This window comes from Desulfomicrobium norvegicum, from assembly GCF_900114595.1.
Lineage (GTDB): Bacteria > Desulfobacterota > Desulfovibrionia > Desulfovibrionales > Desulfomicrobiaceae > Desulfomicrobium > Desulfomicrobium macestii.
Window position 1 is genome coordinate 93,730 of sequence record NZ_FOTO01000009.1, and the last position, 23,351, is coordinate 117,080.

27 protein-coding genes and 1 pseudogene are annotated in these 23,351 nt (G+C 63.0%); all 28 read right to left on the reverse strand.

Annotation, left to right across the window (positions count from 1 at the left end; translation table 11 throughout):
- Positions 1-1,575, reverse strand: coding sequence for a phage tail protein (locus tag BMZ24_RS13210; protein WP_092193072.1), 1,575 nt, complete (start codon positions 1,573-1,575; stop codon positions 1-3).
- Positions 1,575-2,984: a baseplate J/gp47 family protein gene (locus BMZ24_RS13215; RefSeq protein WP_092193074.1), complete on the reverse strand. Its 1,410-nt coding sequence runs from the start codon at positions 2,982-2,984 to the stop codon at positions 1,575-1,577. The genes BMZ24_RS13210 and BMZ24_RS13215 overlap by 1 nt, the downstream gene beginning before the upstream one ends.
- Before the next feature lie 99 nt (positions 2,985-3,083).
- Entirely contained in the window at positions 3,084-3,512 is a 429-nt protein-coding gene (locus tag BMZ24_RS13220; RefSeq protein WP_244150358.1) for a GPW/gp25 family protein, read from the reverse strand.
- On the reverse strand, positions 3,512-4,402 hold the full coding sequence (locus tag BMZ24_RS13225; RefSeq protein ID WP_092193076.1) for a hypothetical protein: 891 nt from the start codon (positions 4,400-4,402) through the stop codon (positions 3,512-3,514). Before BMZ24_RS13225 ends, BMZ24_RS13220 begins: the two co-directional genes overlap by 1 nt.
- Positions 4,403-4,414: 12 nt before the next feature.
- A complete protein-coding gene (locus BMZ24_RS13230; RefSeq protein ID WP_092193078.1) occupies positions 4,415-5,425 on the reverse strand; it encodes a hypothetical protein in 1,011 nt (336 codons plus the stop codon).
- Positions 5,422-5,730, reverse strand: coding sequence for a hypothetical protein (locus tag BMZ24_RS13235; RefSeq protein ID WP_020886740.1), 309 nt, complete (start codon positions 5,728-5,730; stop codon positions 5,422-5,424). Before BMZ24_RS13235 ends, BMZ24_RS13230 begins: the two co-directional genes overlap by 4 nt.
- Before the next feature lie 10 nt (positions 5,731-5,740).
- The gene (locus BMZ24_RS13240; protein WP_011366988.1) at positions 5,741-6,004 is read right to left on the reverse strand and encodes a PAAR domain-containing protein; all 264 of its coding nucleotides are present in this window, start codon (positions 6,002-6,004) and stop codon (positions 5,741-5,743) included.
- The gene (locus BMZ24_RS13245) at positions 6,001-6,375 is read right to left on the reverse strand and encodes a hypothetical protein (protein WP_013514566.1); all 375 of its coding nucleotides are present in this window, start codon (positions 6,373-6,375) and stop codon (positions 6,001-6,003) included. Before BMZ24_RS13245 ends, BMZ24_RS13240 begins: the two co-directional genes overlap by 4 nt.
- A gap of 12 nt (positions 6,376-6,387) precedes the next feature.
- On the reverse strand, positions 6,388-7,437 hold the full coding sequence (locus BMZ24_RS13250) for a phage baseplate assembly protein V (RefSeq protein ID WP_092193080.1): 1,050 nt from the start codon (positions 7,435-7,437) through the stop codon (positions 6,388-6,390).
- On the reverse strand, positions 7,430-7,849 hold the full coding sequence (locus BMZ24_RS13255) for a DUF1353 domain-containing protein (protein ID WP_092193082.1): 420 nt from the start codon (positions 7,847-7,849) through the stop codon (positions 7,430-7,432). Before BMZ24_RS13255 ends, BMZ24_RS13250 begins: the two co-directional genes overlap by 8 nt.
- Entirely contained in the window at positions 7,846-8,220 is a 375-nt protein-coding gene (locus tag BMZ24_RS13260) for a YcbK family protein (protein WP_092193084.1), read from the reverse strand. The genes BMZ24_RS13255 and BMZ24_RS13260 overlap by 4 nt, the downstream gene beginning before the upstream one ends.
- On the reverse strand, positions 8,213-9,496 hold the full coding sequence (locus BMZ24_RS13265) for a phage late control D family protein (RefSeq protein ID WP_092193086.1): 1,284 nt from the start codon (positions 9,494-9,496) through the stop codon (positions 8,213-8,215). The genes BMZ24_RS13260 and BMZ24_RS13265 overlap by 8 nt, the downstream gene beginning before the upstream one ends.
- Positions 9,497-9,562: 66 nt before the next feature.
- Entirely contained in the window at positions 9,563-9,853 is a 291-nt protein-coding gene (locus BMZ24_RS13270; protein WP_027182236.1) for a LysM peptidoglycan-binding domain-containing protein, read from the reverse strand.
- On the reverse strand, positions 9,850-10,320 hold the full coding sequence (locus BMZ24_RS13275; RefSeq protein ID WP_011366981.1) for a CIS tube protein: 471 nt from the start codon (positions 10,318-10,320) through the stop codon (positions 9,850-9,852). Before BMZ24_RS13275 ends, BMZ24_RS13270 begins: the two co-directional genes overlap by 4 nt.
- 3 nt (positions 10,321-10,323) lie before the next feature.
- Positions 10,324-10,635: a DUF7768 domain-containing protein gene (locus tag BMZ24_RS13280; protein ID WP_092193088.1), complete on the reverse strand. Its 312-nt coding sequence runs from the start codon at positions 10,633-10,635 to the stop codon at positions 10,324-10,326.
- 2,771 nt (positions 10,636-13,406) lie between these two features.
- Positions 13,407-14,279 (reverse strand): annotated as a pseudogene (locus BMZ24_RS20515) (phage tail tape measure protein); the annotation flags it as partial.
- 143 nt (positions 14,280-14,422) lie between these two features.
- Positions 14,423-15,100, reverse strand: coding sequence for a T4 family baseplate hub assembly chaperone (locus BMZ24_RS13290; RefSeq protein WP_029895034.1), 678 nt, complete (start codon positions 15,098-15,100; stop codon positions 14,423-14,425).
- A gap of 15 nt (positions 15,101-15,115) precedes the next feature.
- Positions 15,116-15,577: a phage tail protein gene (locus tag BMZ24_RS13295; protein ID WP_011366977.1), complete on the reverse strand. Its 462-nt coding sequence runs from the start codon at positions 15,575-15,577 to the stop codon at positions 15,116-15,118.
- A gap of 15 nt (positions 15,578-15,592) precedes the next feature.
- Positions 15,593-17,122, reverse strand: coding sequence for a phage tail sheath C-terminal domain-containing protein (locus BMZ24_RS13300; RefSeq protein WP_092193092.1), 1,530 nt, complete (start codon positions 17,120-17,122; stop codon positions 15,593-15,595).
- 2 nt (positions 17,123-17,124) lie between these two features.
- On the reverse strand, positions 17,125-17,382 hold the full coding sequence (locus BMZ24_RS13305; protein WP_092193094.1) for a hypothetical protein: 258 nt from the start codon (positions 17,380-17,382) through the stop codon (positions 17,125-17,127).
- A 12-nt stretch (positions 17,383-17,394) separates the two neighbouring features.
- Positions 17,395-17,943: a hypothetical protein gene (locus tag BMZ24_RS13310; RefSeq protein ID WP_092193096.1), complete on the reverse strand. Its 549-nt coding sequence runs from the start codon at positions 17,941-17,943 to the stop codon at positions 17,395-17,397.
- A gap of 59 nt (positions 17,944-18,002) precedes the next feature.
- On the reverse strand, positions 18,003-18,488 hold the full coding sequence (locus BMZ24_RS13315) for a phage virion morphogenesis protein (protein ID WP_092193098.1): 486 nt from the start codon (positions 18,486-18,488) through the stop codon (positions 18,003-18,005).
- Complete coding sequence (locus BMZ24_RS13320; RefSeq protein ID WP_011366972.1) at positions 18,478-18,837, reverse strand: hypothetical protein; 360 nt, start codon at positions 18,835-18,837, stop codon at positions 18,478-18,480. Before BMZ24_RS13320 ends, BMZ24_RS13315 begins: the two co-directional genes overlap by 11 nt.
- Positions 18,824-19,288 (reverse strand): hypothetical protein, encoded by a 465-nt coding sequence (locus tag BMZ24_RS13325; RefSeq protein ID WP_092193102.1) that lies wholly within the window; start codon positions 19,286-19,288, stop codon positions 18,824-18,826. Before BMZ24_RS13325 ends, BMZ24_RS13320 begins: the two co-directional genes overlap by 14 nt.
- Positions 19,275-19,640, reverse strand: a complete 366-nt coding sequence (locus tag BMZ24_RS13330) for a hypothetical protein (RefSeq protein WP_092193104.1) — start codon at positions 19,638-19,640, stop codon at positions 19,275-19,277. Before BMZ24_RS13330 ends, BMZ24_RS13325 begins: the two co-directional genes overlap by 14 nt.
- A gap of 18 nt (positions 19,641-19,658) precedes the next feature.
- The gene (locus tag BMZ24_RS13335; protein WP_092193106.1) at positions 19,659-20,522 is read right to left on the reverse strand and encodes an HK97-fold major capsid protein; all 864 of its coding nucleotides are present in this window, start codon (positions 20,520-20,522) and stop codon (positions 19,659-19,661) included.
- Between the two features lie 18 nt (positions 20,523-20,540).
- Positions 20,541-20,906, reverse strand: coding sequence for a hypothetical protein (locus tag BMZ24_RS13340; RefSeq protein ID WP_045668311.1), 366 nt, complete (start codon positions 20,904-20,906; stop codon positions 20,541-20,543).
- Positions 20,907-20,918: 12 nt separating this feature from the next.
- A complete protein-coding gene (locus BMZ24_RS13345; protein WP_092193108.1) occupies positions 20,919-23,327 on the reverse strand; it encodes a DNA adenine methylase in 2,409 nt (802 codons plus the stop codon).
- Positions 23,328-23,351: the final 24 nt, after the last annotated feature.

Sequence of the window (23,351 nt, forward strand, 5' to 3'; positions counted from 1 at the left end):
TCAGGTGGGCCACTGGGTGGCGCGATAGTTGTTGGTGGCTGCCTCGAACCCGGCCTGTGTCGGCGCGTGCAGATCCTGCTGACGGAACAGCCAGCGGTAGGAAGGCCGCGACCAGCGGAATCCGGCCTGGTTGAGGCGCATGCGGCTGACGCGCATGGGGCGGGTCCGGTCCACGGAGAGACGCAGGCCGGTGGTGTTGAGCGGGCTCGCGCCCAGCTTCATGGTCTCGACCCGATGGCGCTGGAGAGAGCCCGTGTCCACGTAGACTTCAAGCGAAGCCCGTTCGCCGGTCAGATTCGCATTGCTCAGATACCGGGTGTTCAGGGTATTCGCGTTGAGTTGGAACACAGGCCCTCTCCGCCGCCATCGGTCGATCCGGTCGACGGCCAAAGTGACGTCAGCGTCGCAGCCAGCGGTGGAGGCGAGCAGTAGATTGCTGATGCCGCCCTGGTTGGCGGTGAGGTCGAGACCTTCGTTGAGCCTGGCGCGGCCGAGCTGGAAGCAGAGGCGGTGTCGGGATTCCAAGGGCAGGCGCAGGTCGTACTTGGCCTCCGCCCGCTCGACCGGTTCCGCCTGCGTGTCGAAAAAGAAATCCTTCTGCCGGAAGCAGTAGCGCAGCGCGGTCTCGCCATGGGTCAGCGGCTTGCGGTTGAGATGGCTCTCGCCCAGCCCGAAACCGCTCTCCAGCACATCCCCTTCGAAGTCGCGGCCGGTATAGATGGGCGTGCAGAAGGAAACCCGGTCCTCGCCGACGCGGGTGTACGGAAGCCGCCAGTCGTTGAGGGCCTTGTGGTTCAGGCGCATCCGGTTCTGGCGGCCGTGAAAACGGGAGACCTTCACGGCGGCCCGGTCGATTTCCGGGAGCATCTCCGTGGTACTGGTGAGCTGCAGCAGCTCCCAGGCCCTCTGCTTGTTGGTCAGGTGACGGCAGGAACCGAGCGAGGAACGTCCGAGGACGAAGGTTTCATCGAGAAACGCCAGCACGATCCGGCGCACGGCGTTGGCATGCCCGAAGTCGAGCATCGCGCCGCCTTCGATCCATTCCAGGAGGAACTGGAGCCAGAAACAGCGCGTACCCGCCGGGTGGTGAAACACCAGGGCGTCGCGCAGCCCCTCGGTCTGGTTGAGACACAGCACGCGAAATACGCCGAGGCTGAACACCAGCCCGGGCAGCTTGGCGTTGCCGAGTCTGGAACGGGCATTGAGACGAAGAGCCGAGCGGAAGGTCTCCTGCAGTTCCCCCTGCCAACCGAGCGCGTCAAAGTCGCGTTCGATGGCCGGGATGGTGCCCTTGCGGCGATAGATTTCGACCGCCTCCCGCACACGGCGGCGCTGGCAGTCCGGCGAACAGGTGCCGTCCACTTCGAGGCCGACCAGTCTCGCCAGCAGCGGCAGAAAGCGTTCGTCGCAGTGATCCACATCGAAGATGGTCGGGAAGTCGTCGATAGCCTGCTTGAGCTCGTCGAGCGTTCCGGCGGGAAGGCTCAGAAAGGTACGCAGGTCACCGGCCTCGTCGTTGTGCTCGTAAAGCGGCGGCAGCAGGCCGAGCAGATTGTCCTTGAACCAATCCGACATCAACCGGCCCTCCGCAGATCGAGGTTGACGGTGCCGAGAACCGGGATTTCGCCGTGGCGCAGCTCGATATCCTGCTGCGGCGCGTAGATGTGCATGTGGCTGACTCCGCGCACGCCGTCGATCAGGGCCACCAGGTCGGAGAAGTGAATGGTCTGGCCGAAGGAGACCCGGTCGAAGGAAAAGAAATCGGTGAGCGCAGCTTCAATGCGGCTGCGCACGTTTTCCAGCGGTTCACCGGGCCAGACGTAAACCTCGGCGTCGATGGAAACGGGCCGGTAGATCGGATCGAACAGATTGATCTCGACCGTGATGACCTTGCGGCGTTCGAGAAACTCGGCGAGGTCCCGCTTGAGCAGCGCCGAGGGCATTCCGCCGCCGTTGGGGGCGATGGCCAGTTGGACGTTGTAATAGCGGATGTTCTGGCAGGCATTGGTGTCGAGCACCTTGGCCTTGGCGACGCCGGGGTAACCTTCGGCGAGCGCCTGGTAATCCTCTAGGGTGACGGCCTTCCAGAGACTGCGCAGCTCCGCCGGTGCCTGTCGGCGGGCGTGTTCGAGGGCTTCCCGCGAAGCGCCGCCAGTGGCGGGAACAGGATTGGTGACGGTCAGGGAGACCTCGCCGCCGTCGAGGTAGACCGGGCTCAGCAGTTGGGTGATCCGATTCGGACCGAGATTGCCCTGGTCTCCGATGGTCTGCAGATAGCTGACGGTGATGGCGCTTCCCTGAGCGGGTACAGCGCCACTTTGCCCGTCGCCGAAAATCAGGGTAGAGATGTCGAGCGCATCCAGGTCGGCCATGAAATGGCGGCTGTCGGCCAGGCTGTCCTGGAAATGATCGACCTCGCTCCAGGCGTCGTCCCCCACCGTAACGGTGATGGTGCCCTGGGCGATGGCGTCGCCGGTCAGGCGGATGCGCTGGAATGGCAGCCCCGTCGATGTGAAGGTCTCGGTGCGGCGCACGCCTTGACGGGCCGGGATGTCTACCGAGAGCACGCCTCGCGGGATCAGGCCGTCCTCGACTGTCTCGAAATCCGCCTCGCCGTCATTCAGCAAGGCGCGGCAGGCCGTCCCCGCCGGAATGGTCAGGTCCTTGCCGAGCGGAGCGGAGAGCCGAAAACGCAGCGTGGTGGTGGAGGCCACCGGCGAATCCAGCCGGTAACCGATGAGCTTGCAGAGGTTGATGACGTTCTGCCGCTGGCGGGCCGTGGGCAGGAAAGCCTCCGCCGCCTGGACGTCCAGGTAGTAGGCCAGCATGTCGCCCACGCCGCAGAACAAATCGAGCAGGACGACGCCGAGATCGGAGTGGTTGAAATCGGTCCAACGGTCGGTGAGCTGCGGGATCTTCGCCAGCAGTTCCTGGCGGATCGATTCGTAATCCTTGTTGATATATCCGATGCTTGCGCGGCCCATGGTCTCTCCGGTTTTCGGCGGTTATGCGAGAGCGCCTGATGCTCTCGCCACGCCGGTTACTTACCGGAAGGGACATGGATGTGTCGGAGACGGGATGGTTCAGCGAGCGGGGCTGGCTGGCGCTTCCCTGTAGAAGGGATAAACCAGATTCCCTTCCACCTGGCTCTGGATCACGCGATAGGCGATATGCACCGGCAGGAGGTTCCTGTCCGTATTCGCCGGAAGGTCATCGAAGCGCACATCCGTGATGATCACCCGCTTTTCCCAGCGCTTGATGGCGTCGATCACGTAATGGCGCAGCAGGCCCTTGAGCACCTCGTCGTTCTGTTCGAATACCAGATCCTTCAGCCGGGAGCCGAACTCCGGATTCATGAACCGTTCGCCGATCCGGGTGCCGAGGATCTGCAGGATGCTTTCGCGGATATGCTCGTGCTCCCGCGAGGTCGAGGCGGAAATCTGGGTGCCGCCGGATACCGACTGAAACCGGAACGGGTAACGCAGCCCCTTGCCGAGAAAGTCGTAGCTCATCAGGTACGCTCCTCGCAGTCGATGCCGCACTGTCCCGAGCAGCCAATTTCCGAAGTGTCGTCGTCGACAGCTTCTCCCTGGAAACGGATCACCAGATCCAAGCCGCTCTTGAGCCCCAGGTGAATGGTTCCGTCCGCCTCGATCAGCCCGCCGTGGCCGGACTGGCCGCACTGGAATCCCTTGGCTCCCCCGGAAAGCAGACGAACGGCGATGGTTTCGCCGATGCCCTCGATGCGGCCGATGCCGATGATGTCGATTGGTCCGGCCGGGTTGATCAGGGTGATAAACCGCTCCCGGTGATCGACGTCGAGACGGATGCCCTCGGGCAGATCCACCGCGAAGCGTTCCGCGCCCATGGCGGTCGGCGCTGTCCCGGCGGGCAGTCCGCTAATACCGGCCGCCTCCTGGGTCGCGCTCAGATAGGGCTTGACCAGGGTGTAAAGGCGTCCCGGGGCGACCTCGATGGCCGTGTCTGGTCCGGGAGTGACGACCTGCTGTTCCCCTGCGTCGATGACGCAGATTCGCTGGTCGTCAGTGGTCCGCAGGATCATGCCGTCGGGCAAGGTGAAGAGCCGGTTGCCGTCCGGCAGATCCCGGGGCTCGGTGCCCGCTGGTAGTTCGACGAAGGGATAGAAATCGGGCTCCGGCTCGATCTGTACCTGCTCCAGGTACTCCTGGGTCCTGGCCTGCTGGGCCTCCAGATAGGCCTGGGCCTGGCCTCGCATCGCCTCCGAGGCGGCGTGACCGGCCTCCAGCAGCGTGCGGATGCCGGAAAGCTCTTCACGGATGCCGGACAGGTGATCGCAGAGCACCCGCAGCACATACTGTTGTTCGCCGGAATCGGTCTGTTCGATGGTGGCCTGCAAATCGGCGGGTTCTTCCGAAATCATGGACAACCTCCATTACATGCCGACATTGGCGGGTTGGGATTGATAGCTCATGGCGTTGACCGTCGTCACTGTCCCGGTCGCGCCGTCGATTTCGAACACGGTCCAGACCGTGCCCGGGGCGTTGGGAACGGTGAAGGTCTGCTCACGGCCATCGCTCAGGAACACTTTCACCGATGCTCCGGACTGCGCCAGGCCGGTGCTCGGATTGGCGTTGCGGTTGGTGTAGTCGTGGACCGCGTAACGGTAGACGCCGGGGATGAGCCGATGGATGGTGATGGTCTCCGGCCCGTAGGAACTGGTGTCGTCCACGTCCAATTCCGCCGCCTCGTTTTCGATGGTGTGGGAATAGAACACATGGAAGCGACTGCCCGATGGCGTCGGTCCGGTGAGATGGGAATCGAGATCCCGGGGGTTCAGGCCCCACTGCAACACGATGCGAGCGACCTGGCCGTCGAGCTCGGGCGAGAGAACGATCTGGATGTCGCCGGAGGTGTTGGGGTCGGCGTTCACCCAGCCATGCCAGGCGATGTATCCCGGCGCGGTGACCTCCACGTAATAGAACCCCTCGGGTACGGACAGCTCGAACCCGCCATAGGCGTTGGCGAAGGTCTGGTACGCAGCCGGGCCGGTTTCCGAGCGGCGGAATTCGATCAGCGCGTTGCCGACACCGCTGGTGTTGAGGGCGTTGACCACCATGCCGCTGAGGAAGACCGTGGCTCCACTGGCAAAGTCCGGGTGGTCGGCGAACCAGGACGGATCGCGGACCTCCAGCAGAACATGGCGAAGGCTGTCCCGGGCCGAGGATCGCCAGACCATGAGCACGGCGTTGCCGATGGTCCAGCCGCAGCGAATGACACCGTCCGGCCCGATCTCCGCAACCTCCGGATTGCTGGTGGCAAAGACCGGAGCGTCCACGTCGCCGCGCAGGGAGAGCGGAATCCGTTGCTCGAACTCGCCAGCGGAGAGGCGGATGGAGCGAGGCTGTAGATCCCAGTGGCTGAAGGCTGCCAGGGTATCGGTCATGAAGGGACCTCCACCGGTGCAGAGACGCCGCCGCCATAGACCTCGACCTGGACGTGACGCAGGCTGAGCCGCTCGGGCGAATCCCAGACCAGAATCATGGCCGCTCCGGGAACGAAGCCGCATTCGACATTGCCGTCTTCATCGACACTGGCCACGTCGGGATTGGACGATTCGAACACCGGCGCTTCGGGCAGACCACGGATCGAAAGCGGAATGCGCTGAACGAATGGGGATCGCGAGACCCGGATCAGTTTCGGGAAAACATCCCAGTAGTGCGGTTCCTGCGGCTGTTCGAGATTGTTCATCGCGTCCCCCTCAGTTGTCGATGGTGTCGGGACTGCCAGTGACGATGATGGCTCCGCAGGCGGTGATGTCGCCGATGCGGGCGTTGGGCAATCCTTCGGTGATGGTGTCGAAGCTGCCGGTCACGATGGGCGTCACGCCATGCCCCGGGATGGGACAGACGTGCAGGTCCCCCATGCGGGCCACCGGCATGCCGTTGTCCAGCGTTCGGCTTGCCCCGGTGATGATGACGCCGCCGTGACTGCTGATGTCGCCAAGTCGAGCCTGGGAGCTCATGGGTTCACCTTCAGCAGCAGATGGATCAGAAAGCCGATGAGTCCGCCGATGGTGCTGCCGATGGTCAACACCAGGCCGACGATCTTCCACATGGTCTCGGTCCCCATCTTGGAGCCGACCCGGGCGTGCAGCCGGTCGATCTCCTCGGCGTGCCGGTGCAGATCGGAATAGATCGAGCGGACCAGCACCTCGACGTTTTCCTTGTCCGATTTCTTCTCGATTTCACGCTCTATCTTCTCGAGTCGGTCCTGGATTTCCCGGCGGTGGCTTTCGAGGATGCTGCGGAATTCCTCCCGCCAATGATCGAAGGTCCGGGCCAGCAATTCCTCGCTGGCCGAGAGCCCGGAGGGCGTTGTTGTTCTTTCTCCCATGCAATGCTTCCTTCAGGTGTTGATCAAGACAGTGTTCGTCGAGCGAATGATGATGTTTCCGGCCACCCCATCCATGAACACGAGGCTGCCGGACTTGTCGGTGGCGCTGATGCTTTCCTGGCCTGGCGCGGCGTTCATGCGCACCACCTGACCGGCCTTGTCTGTGAGCCGGATCTGTTCGGCGGCGGCGGTGGAATCGACGAGGATTTCCTGAGTGCCGTTGAGTCCCCAGATGTGAACCTTCTCCCGGCCCTTGGTGGTGTCGATGAGGATCTTCTGCCAGCGGGAGCGGCCCTTGTCGCACGAGAGGATGTGGACCTTCTCCTTGTCCTGCCAGGCTTCGAGGATCACCTGCTGGCGGCAGAGGTCGGTGAGCTGGATGCGGGCGCGGGAGCCGACAATCTGCGAGGCGATGTCGAACTGGTCACCTTTCTCGGCGTCCTTCGTGCCTCGCCGCAGGGCGTTGCCGCTCTGCATCTCCGGCTTCACCTTCCCTTCCATGGTTAGGATCTGCCCGGCGCGGTCGATGATCCGCAGCAGCTCGTCGCCGTCGCGGTCATCGGCCAGGATGGTGTGGCCGGTCTCGGTCTTGAGCAGGACCTTCAGGCGCGGGCAGTAATACGGCGGATGGCCGTGGTACTTCTTGTGTTCGAGATCGTCGTGCCGGTTGGCCTGATGCTCGACCTTGTCCTCGCAGTCATGACAGAAGGCATTCGCGCAGGTGCGCTTGGATTCCTCGGGCTGCTCGCCGGGATTGCTCTTGGCCAGCCAGACCCCGGTCCAGATCGGATACTGGACGACGCCGCCCTCGAACTCGGCCCAGACCGAGGCCCCTTCTTCTGGGACCAGGAACATGCCGGTGTCGTCGTTGCCGCCGTAGGGGAAACAGGGAGCGGCCCATTCGGACCAGTTCTCCCGCCCGCTGCCGAGCACGGCGGGGATCTCCAGCCGGACCCGGCCAAGGCGTTCGGGGTCGTTGTTGTCGCGCACGAAGGCCCGGTACTTGCCGTACCAGCGGTTGCGGTAGCGCTCCTCGGATTGACGGTCGCGGGTTTCAAGCATGCTCCGTCTCCCGTTTTCGACTGGTGTCCCAGGCCAGCCAGCCGCCCAGGCGAACCGCCCAATACATGACCTGGCGTTTCCACAGAGGCACGCCCAGAGCCGCCATCAGTTCGAGAAAGACGCGGTCGGCAGCAAGCCGCGAAACCTTTCCGGTGTGGTAGAGGTAGTCGTGAACGACGGCCGCCGGGGAATATCGTCCCCAGGGCGGCACCACGCGCCAGAATAGGCGCGGCACCGAGGCGAAGTCGGTCTCGAACCCGGCGGGCACTTCGATGATGCGGCCAGCGCCGGTGCGGACACGGAACGGCTGGGTCAGCCTCGCGGTCATTCCATTGGGCAGGATCTCCACCCGAAGCGGCCCGGAGAGACCCCGCGCGGTGCCGGAAAACAGGGTCTTGGTTTCGGCGCTCATGACCGCCACCTCGCCTTGCCCGACTGGCGCACGTCGAGATGGACCCAGGAGGCGTAGACGCCGATGCCGCCCTCGCGGAAGAGAGGGATCTCCTCGGCGATGACCGCCAGTGCGTCAGGCGAAACGCCAGCGGGACAGCTCACGTCCGCCGCCATGCCCAGCGTGTGAAAACTCTGCTCCGCGCCGCCCACCGCCTTGTTGTGCCGGTTGCAGCGAAAGCCGCTGGTGATGGACAGCGGTTTGCCGATGCGGTCGCGCAGCGTCTGCAGGGCGTCGACCAGGTCGGGATGGACCGCAGCCGAATGGCCGCAGCAGTTTGTGCCTTTGCAGGCGAATTCCGAGCGGTTGAAATTCTTGCTGAGATCACCCATTGCCGCCTCCTTGTGTGACCGCGCCGGAATCCGCGTCGATGGTCACCATGGCTGGCGGCTCGTTTTGCGGCGTGGGCGGGGCCTCCTTGTCGTTGGATTTGCCCTGGGACTTGGCGGACTTGTCGCCCGCGCCCTTGCCGAGGGCGTTCTTCTTGAGTTTGAGTTCGCAGAGATAGCCTGCGCCGCTGATGCTGTGGCGCACCGAGTGGCAGTAGTAGATGCCGGAAAACTTCCGTCCCACGCCCTTGATCTCGACGTTTTTCTTGGCGCGTAGCTGGGGAATGCCGATGGTGGCGGCGTCCGCCTCGACCTGACGCAGCTCGGCCTCGCGGAACTTGCCCTCGGCGCTGTCCTGGGCGGGCTCCTGGCGCGGCTCTTCGTGAAAGCCTTCGGCACGGTCGAAGCTGGGCACGATCTGCCCCGTCTCCTGTTCCTTGAAGCTGCCTTCGCCGGTGTTGCCGTCGACCAGATAGGTCTGCTTGCCCAGGGCCGTCCGCTCGGGGGTGCTAGCGTTGTTGGCCTTGTGCTCGACCACGTCCTTCTTGCGCGGGTCGACGCCGACCGTCTTGGTCTCGACACCCGCGCCCTTGGCTCCCTGGGATTGGGTGCTGGGGCGGAACGAGCGCAGCAGGCCCTTGGTGTCGGTGAAATATTCGAGGGTCAGAAGCGGCGTCTGGTCGAGCTCGCGGGGATGGAAATGGAGTTCGTCGTCCTGGATATAGAAGACATAGCCGCTCACGCCGTCGCCATCGCGGTCGCGGGCCTTTTCCGCCAGCTCCTTGAGGAACTGGGCGTCCGAGATGTTGCTCTGGGTGACGCGGAGATGGGTCCCCTTGGTGGCCGTGACCACCGGGGAGAGGCCGTTGGCGGCGGCGACTTGTTCGGCGATTTCCGAATAGAGGATGCCGGGAGCAGGTTTTTGCCAGACCTTCTGGTTTTCCTTGCCCGCCAGTTTGAAGCCCTTGTCGTAGGCCTTGATGCGGATGGTCGGATCGCCGTTTTCCGGGAAGTCGTAATCGATGTCCTTGATGACCGCCTTCTTGCGCGGAGAGAGGTTCCCCACGTAGCCGAAGCGGGCCACGATCTCGTTGCCTTCCTGGAACAGCGGATCGTCGACGAACTGCAGGTTGCGGTCGGTCACCGACAGCTCGAGAACATCCAGCTCTTCCTCGTTGTCGGTGAAGACGAACGAGGTGATCTCCTGGGTGATGTCCTTCGAGAGGTCTTGCCCCTCGATCTGAATCAGAAATGTCGGTTTGAAGGTATCCAGATCCATGCGTTTCTCCGGCGGTTCGCAGTTCCCTGCTTACTTACCGGAAGGCATGGCGAGGTGTCGGACGCTTCAGTCGAGAAGGCGCATCTGGACGTGTTCGCGGGAGGGAATGCGCAGCGCCAGACCCGGCTCGAGCGCCAACGGGAAAAAGAGGTCGTTGTAGTCGCAGATGATCCACCAGAGCCGGGCGTCGCCCAGATAGCGGTGCGCCAGCAGATCCAGACGGTCGCCCTCGACCACGGTGTGCAGGCGGTCGTCGTGTCTGGGGGTGGTGTCGATGCGCTGGCGCATGCCGAGGGAGGTGCCGTCGCTGTCCCGGTAAAGAACGCAGCGGGCGTAGCGGGAATTGCGGCCGATCATGAGCGCACCTCCGACCAGTTAATGGAACGGTCCACATATTCCTCGAGGACGATGTCCACCTCGGCCCGTTGCGGCAGCAGGTTGTCCCGGTCGAACAGGCCGAAGAAACGCGCCTTCACCTGCCGGACGATGCAGGTCACGCCCGGGTAGAGATCGCCGAAAATCAGCAGCACACGGTGCGGCGCGTTCTTGAGCATGGTTCCGGCGTGTTCCGGATATTGCAGCGAGCGGAGCCAGTCGACCTTCTGCTTCACCGGCCCCTTGAACAGCTCGACCTTGAAGGCGATCCGGCGCGGTTCCCCGGCGACGTACTGGTAGCGCGGATGGCTCATGCCGGGGATTTTGATCGTCGCGTAGTCGGTCGACTTTTCGTCGCTGATGGAGTTGGGGTTGTACTGGAATTCGAGCCGCTCCCCCGTGTCGGCGTCCACCAGATATCCCTTGATGGGCTGTTGATCCCAGGCCATTGCTTACACCTCGGCGATCTCGAGGATCGGCTTGCCCAGTTGTCCGGCCCGGTCGAGTTCCTGCCGCATGCCGCTGGAAATGCCGTTGCCGGTGAACGCCCACACCTCGTCGCAACATTCCATGTAGGCCAGGCCGCAGGCGATGCCAGTCTCCCGCTGCTCGGGGACGCTGTCATCGGTAAAGGTTGGATACAACAGGTGCGGCGCGAACGGCGCGTGACCGTTTCTCATGACCCGTCGGCAAAGCGCCTCTGCGACCTTCACGTTTCGGGCTATGTCACCCGCGAACGGGCTGCAGACAAAGATGCGTTTCATCGGTCCTCTCAAAGTGTTTCGTAGTTTCTGATCTTCCGCTCCCGAAGATCCTTGTAGACGGCCTCGGCCACCTTCCGGCCATCGATGTTGGTGGTCACGCTCAGTTCCACCGGGCGGTCGGCCAGGCCATCGAGGCGCGAGAGCAGCGATTCCAGAAGCTCGCGCAGACCCGGACCGGCGTCCTCTCCCCGCAGGGGTGTCGCGGGAGCGGTGCGGGCCGGAATAATCAACCGTTCGGAAGGCACCGTCTCGGTCAGTCCGGATTGCAGGGGCTTCGCAATCGGAGTCGGCGAGACCGTCTTGGGCCGCTCGATCCCGGCCGGAGCTGGCGAGGCATCTCCCTTTTCCGGTGCCGGTTCCACCGCGAACGGCTGGATATAGCTCTTACTTACCGGCTCGACGGCTGTCGCGACGGTCTGCACGGTGCCGTTCATCTGTTGCGGATGCGGCGCGGCCGTGGCCATGACCGGCTGGAGCATCAGCATGGCGCTCAGAGCCTTGGGCACCAGGCGCTCGTCCAGACGCGGCATGAGACTGAGCACGCTTTCGATGATGCGTTGCCCAATCGATTCGGCGGGCGGCGTAGCTCCGAGCGGTTGTTTCTGCTCGGCCACCTGCGGAATCGGGGTCTGGACTCCCAGCATGGCGCGAGCGGAGGAGAGCAAACCGTTGGCGATCCCGGTGCTGCGATCCTTGATCGCCTGAATGCCCGCGCTCGCGCCGCTGGAAAGTCTCTGCCAGAGGGTTTGCCCCTCGGCACCGGCGTTGGTAAAGATTCGACCGACAGCGCCGGGCACGGCCGATAGCGTGGCAACGATCCGGTCGCGGACAGTGACGGCTCCCGTGGCCAGCGCGTCCCAGGCATTGACCTTGGGCGGCGTGATTGCCAGCTCAGGCGTGTCGCCAAACAGGGATTGTTTGAGACCGCCGAAGATGGCACCGGCCTTGGCCGCGACGGTTTGAGCCCCGGTGGTCAGCCCATCCCAGAGTTTTCCGGCCATCCGGAAGGGAGCCGAGGCGGCGTCCATGAGGTTTCCGCCTGCCGTTTTGATCTGCTGCCAGGCTCCCGCAGCAGCCGAGAGAATCCCGCGAGCGGCGAAACCGAACACTTTCGCGGGCAGCGTCTGGGTAAGGCTCATGCCGTCGGCGAGGGTCTTGAGCAGCGCGGAGCCGGAGGCGGTCAGGCTGGCGAGCGGTCCCTCGCGGGCGTCGGAAAACGGCAGCAGATTGCGCAGCTTGCCCAAGGCGTTCTTGAGCATGGTGAAGGGATAGGTCACCGCCGACCAGATCCCTTCGCCCAGGGTGATCAGCAGCTTCTTGCCCGCCTCGAAGAAGGTGGTATCCCCGGCGAAGAAGGAGCGCACGGTGGCAAACAGATCTCGCAGGGTGCTGATGATCGGCAGATTCAGAATCGCCTGGCCGATCTGTCCGGCGGCGTCAGCCACCAGGCGGCCGATGGAGGTGAAGATCCCGGAAATGAAATTCCAGACACCGACCACCACATCCCGCGCCCAGCGGAACGGGGTGGCGAGAAAATCGTAGACCGCGCCGCCGATGGCCTTGAGACCGTCCAGCAGGGAAATGTCGCCGGTCAGCACTTGCCAGACCGCATAGACGATCTTCCCGGCGGCCACGAAGGCCTCGCCGATCATGCGCACGGGCAACAGGAACTTGTAGATGAACTTGGCCGCTCCGACCAGGGACCCGACGATGACCTTGCCGACCCAAACCACGCTGCGCACCACCACCGCCAGGGCTCGGACGATGAGCGACAGGTTCCAGGCCACGATCTTCAGCGCGAATGCCAGCCCCTGAAGAAGCACACCGGCGACGGTGCCGATAACCGTGCCGAAGGTGCGCCAGGACGACCCGTCAGTAGCGCTGGCGGCCACACCGAAGATCTCCACCACCGAAAAGACCGCGCTGGCCAGCGCCGCATAGGCGCTCATCAGGGTACGGACGGTCGGTTCGAGGATGGCGCGGATGCGGTCAAAGGCATGGGAGAACGCGCCCCACAATCCGGACATGGCCTCCCGAACCCGGTAATAGGCCTTGAAAACAGTGACCACGAAGCCCAACAGCCCGGCGGATTCGAGCTTCTGTGCCAGTTCGGCCGACATCTGCCCGACGCCGCCGCTGAGAGAGCCAACCAGCTCTCTGATCCCCTGGAAGACCAGCGAGACCTTGTTCCAGGCCCCGGTGATGATCTCCTGAATGCCGCCGAAGTTGGTTTCCCAGGCGCGTTTGAGCAGATACACCGACAGGATCACGCCCGCGATGATCGCGGTAACAGGCAGAAAATAGGTCGCGACCGCCGAACCCACCCCGGCGAGCGCGGCGCTGATGGCCACGAACCCGGCCTTGATGGCTGGAAGCATGAGTCCCACCATGCCCACGGCGGCGGTGACGGCTCCGGCCACGACCAGAATGGTGCCGAGGGCCATGGATAATCCAAGGACTACCCGGGTCACGCCCGGCATCGATTTGGCCATGCGTTGTAGGAACAGAATGAAGCCGGAGACGCCGTTGATCACCGGCGTGACCACCGGTAGCAGAGTGCGTCCCAGGATTTCGCTGAGGTTGGCCACCTGCTGGCGCAGGAGCAGGAACCGGGCTCCGATGTCCTGGTTCATGGCGTCGGCCATCTGTTCGGTGACCGCCGTGCCGGTCTTCATGGCTCGGCCCACCGACTGGATATTGCCTTCGAGGCTCTCCATGCCCGCCGACATCTGCAGCAGGAACTTGACCGCCTCGTCCGAGCCGAAGGCCTTCTTCAGTTTCACCTGGGCGGCGGCGTTGGAGAGATCGGGGAACTGGCGCTTGATCTCCTGCAGGATGGGAACCACGCCCTTGAGACGGCCGCTGGTGTCGGTGAAGGACAGGCCAAGCTCGTCACCGGCCTCGGCCGCCTTCATGATGAACGCCTTGTACAGCGTGCCCGCCTCGGAGCCCGGCATGGTGGTCTGGAGCTGGCCGAGCACGGCGAGCTGCTCGTTCAGGGGAATGTTGCTCGCGGCCGCCACCGCGCCGATGTTCTTGATGGCGTCGGCCATCTGGGTGCCGTTGGTCTTGAACGAGGCCACGGTCTGCGCCATGGCTCCGGAAAAGGCGGTCGCCCATTCCATGTCGTTCATGTCGGCCATGATGGGCTTGAAGATCCCGTAGGCCGTGGTGAAGGTGCCGACCATCTCCTGGGTGGTGGCCTTGGTCGCCTTGGCGGTCATGGCGGCCATGGAGGTGAAGACGCCCACCGCCTCGTCGCTGAGGTTGGACAGGGCCGATTTCACGTCGTAGGTGGCGGTGATGAACGCCGCCTTGTCGGCACCGGACCACTGGTTGGTGAAAGATTCTGCGGCGTCCTCGATGGCCCGGAGGTCTTGCACGCCAAGGGACGCCAGCTCGCCCAAGGCCTTCTGGGTCGCGGCGGTGGAGGCGACCAGGGCGGCGGGCACTGCCATCAGGGCCAGTCCCGCCCCCAGCATCATGGTGCCTTGCTGGATACGGTCCAGGTTGCGGGTCATCCGCTCGCTGGCATCCGCCACGGTGGAATCGAGGTCCATCATGGAACCACGGATGCGCTGCGCGTTCTGCGAGAACGCATCCTTCATCGATACCACTATGCCCAGTCCGAGATCGCCGTTCATCTATCGCCGTTCCGTTTGCTCACGTTCAAAATCAAGCTGCCGCTCGAGGGCCTCGACGAACTGACGCCGGACCCTGAGCGGCAGCGAGCGGGTTTCCGACCAGCCCCAGTGCAGTCCGCCGTAAGCGAGAAAGAATGCGTCGCTTACAAGCGAACTCCTGGGAACAAAAAAGCCGGTTCGGCCTCCAGACGGGTGCGGATCTTGGTGCCGCAGCCATCGCATTCGGTTTCGACCGAGGTGTCGATTCCCGCGTCGACCCGCGACATCTCCTGCCGCAGGGCGTTGCGGTCGCGCATCGACATTTCCGCCAGGCTCTTCTTGGAAGGGGCCTTGCCGTCGATGTCGAGGATGCGGATCAGCATGGCCGAGCTGATGTTGGGCTCGCGCAGGCTGGCCAGACGCTTTTCCTTGTGGCCGTCGAGATATCCGAAGCGCACGGTTTTCTTGGAGCCGGGCAGCTTGAAGGCGAACTCCCGCTCCTCGCCGTAGGGAGTAACCTTGAGATCCTCGAGATTGACGGTCACGAAGTTGGTCATGCGGCAGGCGCTGTTCGGGCAGCTCAGCTCCAGCTCCACCTCGTCGCCGAGGGAAATCTGGCGCAGGCGGACCAAGGCGAACAGCCGGTCACCCGAGAGCAGGTTCATCACCTCGGAAAGATCGGGGTCGGTCTTCTCGCCCAGCCGGACGAAACAGTTGCGGAGCACCTGGTTGATCGCCTCTCCGGAGCGGATCAGGCGCTGGTTGGTGAGCAGTTCTTCCTCGGCCCCGGTCATTTCCCGGAGCTCGAGTTCAGTGCCGCTTGGCAGTTCAAAGCTGTACATGGTCGATCCTCCGGTTTAGGTCCAGTACTGGAAGCAGATGGTGAGCTTCTCGATGGTGTTTTCGGTGTTGCCGCCTTCGAGCTCGTCGTATTCGAGCGCCTTCACCCAGGCCCCGTGCAGGGTCCAGCGGCGGGTCTCGTTGCCGGTGCGGTCGTAGCGGACAACGTCGATGTCGCGCATGTAGTCGGCCGGAAGGCCGCCGGTGACGGCGTTCACGTCCACCTGTTTCTTGATCCATTCGCGGGCCGCCTCGTCGGAGCCGTCCTGCAGGTTGCCTTTCTCGAGGGTGATGTCCTCGAACTTGACCCGGCCCGCCACCTTCTGGTCGAACATCGAACCAGCCGGGGCAAAGGCCACTTCCTCGAATTCGGTTTTGGGCTCCTGTCCCTTGTGGAACAGGGCCACGTCGAAGCCGTTTACCTCGATGGCGAACTGCCAGTTCTGGTAAAGGCTCTTGGGCATGTTTCCGCTTCTCATAGCCGTGTTCTCCCGTTAGATGATTTCTTTGAAGTCCGCGCCGGTGCTGGTCAGGATGAAGTTCAGCTCGATGAACTCCGCCGTCTTGGTCGGCTTGACGAACACGCGGGCCACCATTTCGTTGCGGTCGATGACCGCCGGGGTGTTGGTCTCCTCGTCGCACTGGAAAGCGAAGTCGTAGAGGCCGCCCTTGTCCTTGATGTCCTGCAGGAAGGGGTTGATCAGGCGGCCGAGGGCACGCCAGGTCTGGGGATGGTTCGGCTCGAACACCACGAAGCGGGAGGATTCCGAGATGGCTTCCTCCATGTACATCATCAGGCGGCGGACGTTGATGCGGTCCACGGCCGAGGGCTGGCTCTGCAGTGTCTTTTGGCCCCAGATGTTGATGCCGGTGTCGGGGAACACGGCGATGACGTTGATCCCCTCCGGATAGAGCACATCTCGCTCGCCACGGCTGGTCTTGTAGGCCAGGGAGAGCGTGTTGAAGATGCGGCCACGGTCGATACCGGCGGGCGCGTTCCAGACGTTGGTCTTCTGGTCGCTGCGGGCGATGCAGCCCGCCACCGCGCCGCAGGGCGGCATCAGCTTCTTGCGCGAGTTGACCGGATCACTGATCTCCAGCCAGGGGTAGTAGAGCGCCGCGTAGGAGGAGTTGAAGGCCGCGTGGCTGTACATCCCTTGCCCCTTGCGGAAGTCGACCGCTTCGAGCGGCTCCAGATGCATGGGCGTGTCGGCGATGAACAGCAGATCCTTGCGCCCTTCGGCATAGGTGATTCCGGCGTTGATGACCGGCACCGTGGTGACGCCGGGAACCATCAGCAGGTTCAGGGCGTCGATCTCGTCAAAGCCATAGAGGCCGGTATGCTGCGAGGGATCGCCGATGAAGTCCGCATCGGCCAGATCGGTCAGTCCGTTGTCGCCGCCGCTGAGCGCGAACACGCCCAATGCCGGACGGTTGCCGGGCGTTCCCGACGCGGCTGCCAGATCCTGGACCAGGATGAAATCCGAACGGTCGTTGATCGCCAGCTCCACATGGTTCGGCAGCGTCTCGTCCATGCTCAGATCCTTGAACACCTCGACCACATCGCCTTTGTGCCGGACCACCAGGTTGAAATGGTTGGCCGGATCTAGAGAGCCATCCTCGATGGAGACGGAGATTCGGTCGCCCCAGACGCCTTCGTTCACGGCCTCGATCCGCAGGGCGTCGGCGGGCGTCGCCTCCCGGTTCTGCAGCACGATGGAAGACTTCAGCGCCGTCAGGGTGTCCCGGTCGGTGGGGTCGGTGAGATGGGCGATGCGGGTGACATAGAGGACCGAGCCGCCGTTGTCGAAAAACGCCCGGGCGGCGTAGGCCAGATAGCTCTCGTTGATATAGGAGCCGAAACGGTTGATGAACTGCTCCCAGCTCGTCACCAGCACGGGCTTGTTGATCGGGCCTTTCTCGGCCACTCCGACCATGGCGGCCGACGAGGTCGAGATCTGCTTCACATAGAAACTGAAGTCCGTTTCCCGGGTGTAAATCCCGGGGGATAGATAGGTCGGCATGGTTATTTCCTCCGCTTGCTGGTGGTCTTGGCCTCATCGGCTGCGGCGTCATCGGTTGCCGTGGGCTTTTCCGGTTCCGGTTCCACGCCGCCGGTCAGGTCGGTGATGCGCACCAGGCCGCGTTTTCCGGCGGTCTTGATCTCGGCGGAGAGGTCCTTGCGGGCGATGCTCTTGCGTTCTCGCGGCCCGAGGTGAAGGGTTCCCTGGCCGGAGAGGTTTAACGTCAGGGGTTGGAACTGCAGGTTTCTGATCTCGATCACGGTTGTTCTCCTTTACGGTTGAATGGTTCGTTGCTCTGTCACGTCGCCGTGAAACTGGAAGGTCCGGTCCCGGATCAGCCGACCGTCGCGCAGGTCGCCGTCGTACACCGGGCAGGATTCGATGCGGATGCGTCCGGAGCTCTGCCGAAGATTGGAGAGGTTCACCCGGGCCAGGCCGCCCAGAGGAACCAGTTCGGTAAGGTTCAGGTTGCCCTGGTCGGCGATGGCGATCTCCGGGTGAAGCTGGAGGAACCGCGACACCGACTCGTGAAAACCGAGCAGTTCGGCCTCCCGATCCACGGTTACCACCAGGTCGAAATCGAGGTGATAGAGCCGGGGAAACCGGCACTCCTCGAAACTCAGCTCCGCGACATTCTTCTCGAACAGGCGGCTCTGGCTGCGGCGGAAACGGTCTTCCGCCAGCTTCGGCCCCTGGAGGATGACGCTGGGGGTACGCTGGACCTCGAACAGGTCATCCGGGAACACCAGCACGGTGTCCGGGTGGATGGCCTGTTTGGCCAGGCGGATCAGGGTTTCTGTGACGGTCTGTATCGTGCTCAAGGGACGCCTCCGGTTTCTGCCTGGTTACTTACCGGAAGCGCTGGCGATGTGTCGGAGGCTCAAAGCGCGGAGCGGATCGCCTCGCGATAGTTCTGGAGGATCTGCTCGCGGTACTTATCCATCACCGGATGCAGAAAGGGTCTGGCGGGGATGATGATGGTCGCGCCGTTCGGATGTTTGATGGTGGCCCCGTACTCCATGACGGCACCGATGTTCACCATGTCTTCCCCGTCCTTGTTGACGGTGCCGCGCAGCAGGCCGACGAACGCCTTGTCGGCCATGATCTTCTGGGTGATGGCGTTGACGAGAAAGCCGGTGTCGATGAGCGCCTTGCTTGAGCCTTTGCGCTCGATGGTGCTCTCGGCGAGTTTCACGAAGGCCTGTCCGCCCGGGGCCTGGGAGCGAATCCCCCGCTGGATCTCGCGCACCAGAAAAAGGGCGTTGCGGATCGTGGCCTGTCGCAGGGCCGTGGCCAGACGTGGCCCCATGCCGGTGGTCAGCTTGGCGCGGGCCTTGTCCCAGTCACCGGTCCGCCTAACGCCCATTGAGCTTCACCAGTTGCAGGTTCTTATGAGTGACGGTGCCGAAGAAGTGTTCTTCTTCCACACTCTGTATGCGATAGGTTTCCCTGTCTGAGGCCAGGCGGTCTTCACCCCGGACATCGGCATCCGGAAGGACGCAGGCGAGCGCGTCGATCTTGCCGCTCAGCTCCTCCGGCGGGGTTTCGTTCAGTTCGAGGGGGATGACGGAGATTTCCGTGTATTCGGCATCGTCGGTGCCGTAGAGCCGCTCGCCGGGAACCACCCGCAGGACGCGTGCGGTCTGGCCCGAGGAGAGGATCAGCCGGGCGACGTCGGCCACGGCTTCAGCGCGTTCCCGGTCATTCAACAACATCGAGATCGATCCCTTGTTCGTAGATGACTGGAGTGAGTCCGCTCGGGGTCAGGATGTAGGATTCAGGATCGACCTGCGCGTTGGGTAACAGTTCGGCGATGCGTTGCCGGTAGTCCGCGAGCAGATCGGCCTCGAGCTTGGCCCAGTGGCCGGGCTGGCCGGTTTTGTCCACCCGCTTGTCGCCGCTGGAAAAGGAAAAGGCGTTGGCGGTGGCCGAGCGCATAACCTGGCACGCGTGGATCTGCGCCATGATCACCAGGAGCTCGCGAACCTCTCCGGACGGCTCTGGGATAATCTCTCCGGCCGTGACGGTCAGCGATTGGTCGAGGTCTCGGCCGACCCGGAAAACGGCCTTCCGGACGCATCTCTCCAGAGTCTGGTCCTCGAAGAGAGATGCGCCCGGGTCGGACAGGTCGAGCCGCAGGTCGGCGATCAGGTCACTCAGCAGCACCTTGCAGGCCCTCCAGGCGGCTCTTGAGCGCGTCGATCACCGTGCGACGTTTCTCGGTGTCCATGTAACCTTTGAGGGTCTCCGGATTGGCTTCCTGGTTGACCTTGGAAATCGCCTCGGTGGCGGAGAGTTTGCTCAGGTCCACCGGTTCCGCGTCCTCATCTGGCTCGACCAAGGAAGTAGGTACAGATTCCTGTTCCCGTCTGTCGACCGTGGTCAGACGTCCACTCTTCAAAGCCGCCTGGATCTGTTTGGTAAGAAGCTCCACTTCAACCACCTGACCGGGCATGAGCTTCAACCCGGCATCAGGGATAACCAGAATGCCGGGACGGATGTTCTTGATTCGATTCATGTGACGCCACCTCCCGGATTACGGAATCAGTTTGACCTTGGCCATGATGTCGGGGCGGGTAATGCCCTGACCGATCTCTGACCACACCAGCCAGCCGGTCTTGAACCGGGTCTTCTGGTCGATGGACTCCGTCTTCAGGTTTTCGCGCACCGGCATCTTGCCGACCTCTTCATCCGGGACGATGATGATCTCGTCCAGCGGCATGGAGGCGGTCAGCAGAATGCCGCCGGTGCCGTAGTTCTTGATGACACCCTTCTGGCGCAGCTCGAGCTTGGTCTGGGGATCGAGGTTCCAGCCGCGCATGTCGTTAAACCGACGGCCACGCATGACGATGTACTTCACCGACAGCTCCAGATCCTCGATGATGGAGATGGCCTCGTTCAGGGCGTCTTCCACCAGCACGCCACCCGTCACCTCGATAATATTGGCTGCAGGAATGGCCGAGGACAGCACCGAAATGGTGCGGCGGTCCATCTCCTTGCGGATGGCGTCGGCGGCGCTGGTCTGGATGTCCATCAGCGTGCCGATGTTGCCGTTCTTGAGGACGGAAACGTCCACCATCGGATTGGAGTGGATGCGGTTGGTGGGAAACTCGACCTCGTCCTTGCCCACTTCCTGTTCCTGAGCTTCACCTTCTTTACTGATCCAGTGGGCCTTGACCGTCGGCTTCTTCTGATAGACCGGACGTTCGCCCTTGGGCAGCGTGTGTTTGGTGAGAAGCAGCGAGGAGATCTCCTTGCGTTTGATCTCCTGTTCAATGGGCGCGGCAATGGCGGCGGCAAGCGCCTGCATGCCTTCCGGCGACTCGAGAGCCTCGCTCATGAGCCGCGCCATGGTTTCCATGTATTCCTGGGAATGGATCTTCAACTGATTGGTTTTCATGTGCGTTGGCTCCTTGGGTTAGACGAGCAGGCGGAATTTTAGGACGCCGCTCCGGACGGAAATGGCCTGGGCGATAACAAGTTGCCTGTTGGCGATGTTGCCGCCTTCGAGTTTTCCGGTGGTGGAGACCTTGAGGTTGTCTCCGGGGTTGATCGTTCCCTCGAAAACATCCGTTTCGTAGATCCCGCCGCCGCAGTAGATGCCCGGCATTTCACCTCCGGCGTAGTCCTTGATCAGAATGCCGAAAGAGCGAAGTTCGGGATCGGTGTTGACGGCGAACAGGTCGTCGCCGACCACGCGGACCACCTGGCCGAGCTGGCCGTCGCCTTGGATGTGGCCGTCGCCATAGGCGAGACCCCGGTGACACGGATTGATGAATGACATGGTGTTTCCTCCTTATGCGTTGATTTGCGAGTGTTCGGGAGAGTCCTCGCCGACACGGTTGCGGTAAGCGGCCATGAACCCGTCGCGCAGACGGTCCTCGAGCGACACCTTGCGGTCGTCCACATCATGGGGGCGGACACCGGCGTCACTGCGCAGCGGGGTTTCCGTCGATGCCTTGGCGGCGGGCTTGCCGCCCTGGTCGCTGTCGGCGGGTTTCTCTTCCTTGTCCTTGTCCGCTTTGGCCGACTTGGGCAGGCGCTCGTAAGCGGCCTCGGTGGCGGCGAAGGCTTCGTCGGACAATTCGGCCAGGCGTTTCAGCTCGGCTTCCCGGTCCTCCTCGGACGCAAAGGAGAGCCCCTGCTTTTCCAGCCGGGTGAGCAGCTTCTTGGCGCGGGAGCGGCAGGCGGCCGCTTTTTGTTCGGCTTCCAGTTCCTGGACGCGTTTCTGCAGCTCGGCGATCTGGGCCTTGAGCTGCCGGTTTTCCTTTTCCAGGTCGGAAACGCGGGCAGGATCGCCTTCCTGCTGGTCCGGTTTCTTCTTGGCCGCGTCTGATTCGGTCTTGGCGGCCTGGTCATCGGTGGGTTTGGTTTTGTCTTCCATCGTGGAATCTCCTTCGGGTTGGGATTGGTCGGGCTGGCTCTGAAGGGACGCCACCTGCAGAATCCTGGCGTTCTCGTCCGCGCCTTTGCGGTCGAGCAGTCCCAGTCCGGTGAAAGTGACGCCGTGCAGAATCTCGAAAACGGGTTGGCCGTTGAAATCACGGCCCTTGAATTTGCGCAGGTGGGTGCAGTAGTCGGCCTTGTTCTGGAAGCGCTTGTGGCAGACCGAGCATTCGCCTTCCTGGTAGTCGCACTCCATGGAGACCTGGGAGATGATCCCGCGCTTCATCAGCTTGTAGGCCAGCCGGGCGGCCGGGGTGTCGTGGACGTACAGCTCGCCGACGCATTCCACGCGGCCCCCGTTGTCGTCCTCCAGGTAGTCGGCGGCGACGATGCCACCAACGATGTCGTTGAACTCCTGCGAATGCTGCAGATCGACCTTCTTGTTCACGGCCGTCATGTGCCGACCGGACAACTCCTCGGCGGTGAAGTGGTCGCCGTTCTTGTTGGTGCCGGTGCGGCAGAGCACGAAGCTGAACTGGGGGTCGCCCGCCGAGCCGACATCCATGGCCTCGGTCGTGAGGCGTTCACTGTCGCCCAGCCGGATGTCCACGGGGATGCTGGTGTGGAAGTTCGCGGCGGCGGCCATCGGAACGGGTTTCTCCTCCCGCTCGGCGCTGGCCTTGGCCCCGGGAGCGCAGACGAACAGACGCTCCTTGGCGTTGGAAGCCTCGCCGTGCTTGGAAGTGATGGCGTAGTGGTGATCCTTGGACTTCATCCGGCTCTGCTTGCCAAAGGAGCCGATGATCCGCTTCATCTCCTGCTCGTTGGGATAGGCGTGATCGCGATAGGAGATCAGCCAGTGCGGGATGTGCTTGGCGTTGCCGAGAAAGGTCTGGAAGAACTCGCTGGCGTTGGCCTTGGTGACGGTCTTGTGGTCGGTCTCGTAATACTTGACCTTGGTGTCGGCTTTGATTTCGAGCCCTTCCCAATAGGTCATGAGCCCCTCCACGAAGTGGTAGGCTCGCTCGTAGTTGGTGGTCGAAAACTCGGTGGCGTAGGGCGGATCGAAGTAGGCCAGATCCGCCTTGGCTTTCGGCAGCAGGTCGTTGATGTCCTGCCGGTATGCCTTGTTCTCCTTGTCGTTGTCGAAGATCAGGGCGTTGATACGCTGCAGGTTCTTGCGCAAGCGATCCTTGAACTCGTCGGGGGTGTCTTGGCGGCGGCCATAATCGGTGGACGACGAGAAGTGGCCGAAGCCACCCTTGCCGCTCATGCAGGTCTTGCCGAGGCCGAACAGGGCGATGTCTTTCTTGAAGCCGGAGAGCTTGTCGCAGTTGGCGCGGATGGTGTCGATCAGCGCATGGACGCCCTTGGCGAAGAAAATGCCCTTGAAGTTGTCCTGAACGAAGCTGCCCGCCTTGGCGTTGTCTGCCAGGAGCGCCTCGATCTCGTCCTCGCTCAGGCGAACCGAGTTATTCTCGATGATCGCCTTGGCGGCATGGTGGCAGTAGCGGAGCCGGTCGTTGGCGATGACCTGGAGGCCCTTGGTCTTGTACATGTAGGCCACGACCGCAGACCCCGAAAAGGCATCCAGCACGGTGCCAGTGCCTTCCGGGGTATGCTTCCAGATCCAGTCGACGAGCTTCTGCTTACTGCCGATGTAGTTGGTGATGTACTTGGGGCGCTTCTCGGGAGGGAGCTCTTCAGGAGCGGACTGTTCGGCGGCCTCGGACCCGAGCGTGTCGAGATCGAGAGTCAGCGCCGCATCGGCCTCCAGTAGAAACGCCAGCCTTTCCAGGTCTGTGGCGAACAGTTCCATCAACGTCTCCGGTCAGTTTGCTGT

Excerpts from the sequence above, each read along its gene's own strand:
- BMZ24_RS13240 (WP_011366988.1), bottom strand. The coding sequence starts at position 6,004 with ATGAGCTCCCAGGCTCGACTTGGCGACATCAGCAGTCACGGCGGCGTC.
- BMZ24_RS13230 (WP_092193078.1), bottom strand. The coding sequence starts at position 5,425 with ATGACCGATACCCTGGCAGCCTTCAGCCACTGGGATCTACAGCCTCGC.
- BMZ24_RS13315 (WP_092193098.1), bottom strand. The coding sequence starts at position 18,488 with ATGGGCGTTAGGCGGACCGGTGACTGGGACAAGGCCCGCGCCAAGCTG.
- BMZ24_RS13265 (WP_092193086.1), bottom strand. The coding sequence starts at position 9,496 with ATGGATCTGGATACCTTCAAACCGACATTTCTGATTCAGATCGAGGGG.
- BMZ24_RS13335 (WP_092193106.1), bottom strand. The coding sequence starts at position 20,522 with ATGAAAACCAATCAGTTGAAGATCCATTCCCAGGAATACATGGAAACC.
- BMZ24_RS13320 (WP_011366972.1), bottom strand. The coding sequence starts at position 18,837 with ATGTTGTTGAATGACCGGGAACGCGCTGAAGCCGTGGCCGACGTCGCC.
- BMZ24_RS13220 (WP_244150358.1), bottom strand. The coding sequence starts at position 3,512 with ATGAGCTACGACTTTCTCGGCAAGGGGCTGCGTTACCCGTTCCGGTTT.
- BMZ24_RS13245 (WP_013514566.1), bottom strand. The coding sequence starts at position 6,375 with ATGGGAGAAAGAACAACAACGCCCTCCGGGCTCTCGGCCAGCGAGGAA.
- BMZ24_RS13210 (WP_092193072.1), bottom strand. The coding sequence starts at position 1,575 with ATGTCGGATTGGTTCAAGGACAATCTGCTCGGCCTGCTGCCGCCGCTT.
- BMZ24_RS13260 (WP_092193084.1), bottom strand. The coding sequence starts at position 8,220 with ATGGGTGATCTCAGCAAGAATTTCAACCGCTCGGAATTCGCCTGCAAA.
- BMZ24_RS13225 (WP_092193076.1), bottom strand. The coding sequence starts at position 4,402 with ATGATTTCGGAAGAACCCGCCGATTTGCAGGCCACCATCGAACAGACC.
- BMZ24_RS13250 (WP_092193080.1), bottom strand. The coding sequence starts at position 7,437 with ATGCTTGAAACCCGCGACCGTCAATCCGAGGAGCGCTACCGCAACCGC.
- BMZ24_RS13275 (WP_011366981.1), bottom strand. The coding sequence starts at position 10,320 with ATGGCCTGGGATCAACAGCCCATCAAGGGATATCTGGTGGACGCCGAC.
- BMZ24_RS13235 (WP_020886740.1), bottom strand. The coding sequence starts at position 5,730 with ATGAACAATCTCGAACAGCCGCAGGAACCGCACTACTGGGATGTTTTC.
- BMZ24_RS13295 (WP_011366977.1), bottom strand. The coding sequence starts at position 15,577 with ATGAGAAGCGGAAACATGCCCAAGAGCCTTTACCAGAACTGGCAGTTC.
- BMZ24_RS13330 (WP_092193104.1), bottom strand. The coding sequence starts at position 19,640 with ATGAATCGAATCAAGAACATCCGTCCCGGCATTCTGGTTATCCCTGAT.
- BMZ24_RS13255 (WP_092193082.1), bottom strand. The coding sequence starts at position 7,849 with ATGAGCGCCGAAACCAAGACCCTGTTTTCCGGCACCGCGCGGGGTCTC.
- BMZ24_RS13300 (WP_092193092.1), bottom strand. The coding sequence starts at position 17,122 with ATGCCGACCTATCTATCCCCCGGGATTTACACCCGGGAAACGGACTTC.
- BMZ24_RS13290 (WP_029895034.1), bottom strand. The coding sequence starts at position 15,100 with ATGTACAGCTTTGAACTGCCAAGCGGCACTGAACTCGAGCTCCGGGAA.
- BMZ24_RS13345 (WP_092193108.1), bottom strand. The coding sequence starts at position 23,327 with ATGGAACTGTTCGCCACAGACCTGGAAAGGCTGGCGTTTCTACTGGAG.
- BMZ24_RS13340 (WP_045668311.1), bottom strand. The coding sequence starts at position 20,906 with ATGTCATTCATCAATCCGTGTCACCGGGGTCTCGCCTATGGCGACGGC.
- BMZ24_RS13215 (WP_092193074.1), bottom strand. The coding sequence starts at position 2,984 with ATGGGCCGCGCAAGCATCGGATATATCAACAAGGATTACGAATCGATC.
- BMZ24_RS13280 (WP_092193088.1), bottom strand. The coding sequence starts at position 10,635 with ATGAAACGCATCTTTGTCTGCAGCCCGTTCGCGGGTGACATAGCCCGA.
- BMZ24_RS13270 (WP_027182236.1), bottom strand. The coding sequence starts at position 9,853 with ATGATCGGCCGCAATTCCCGCTACGCCCGCTGCGTTCTTTACCGGGAC.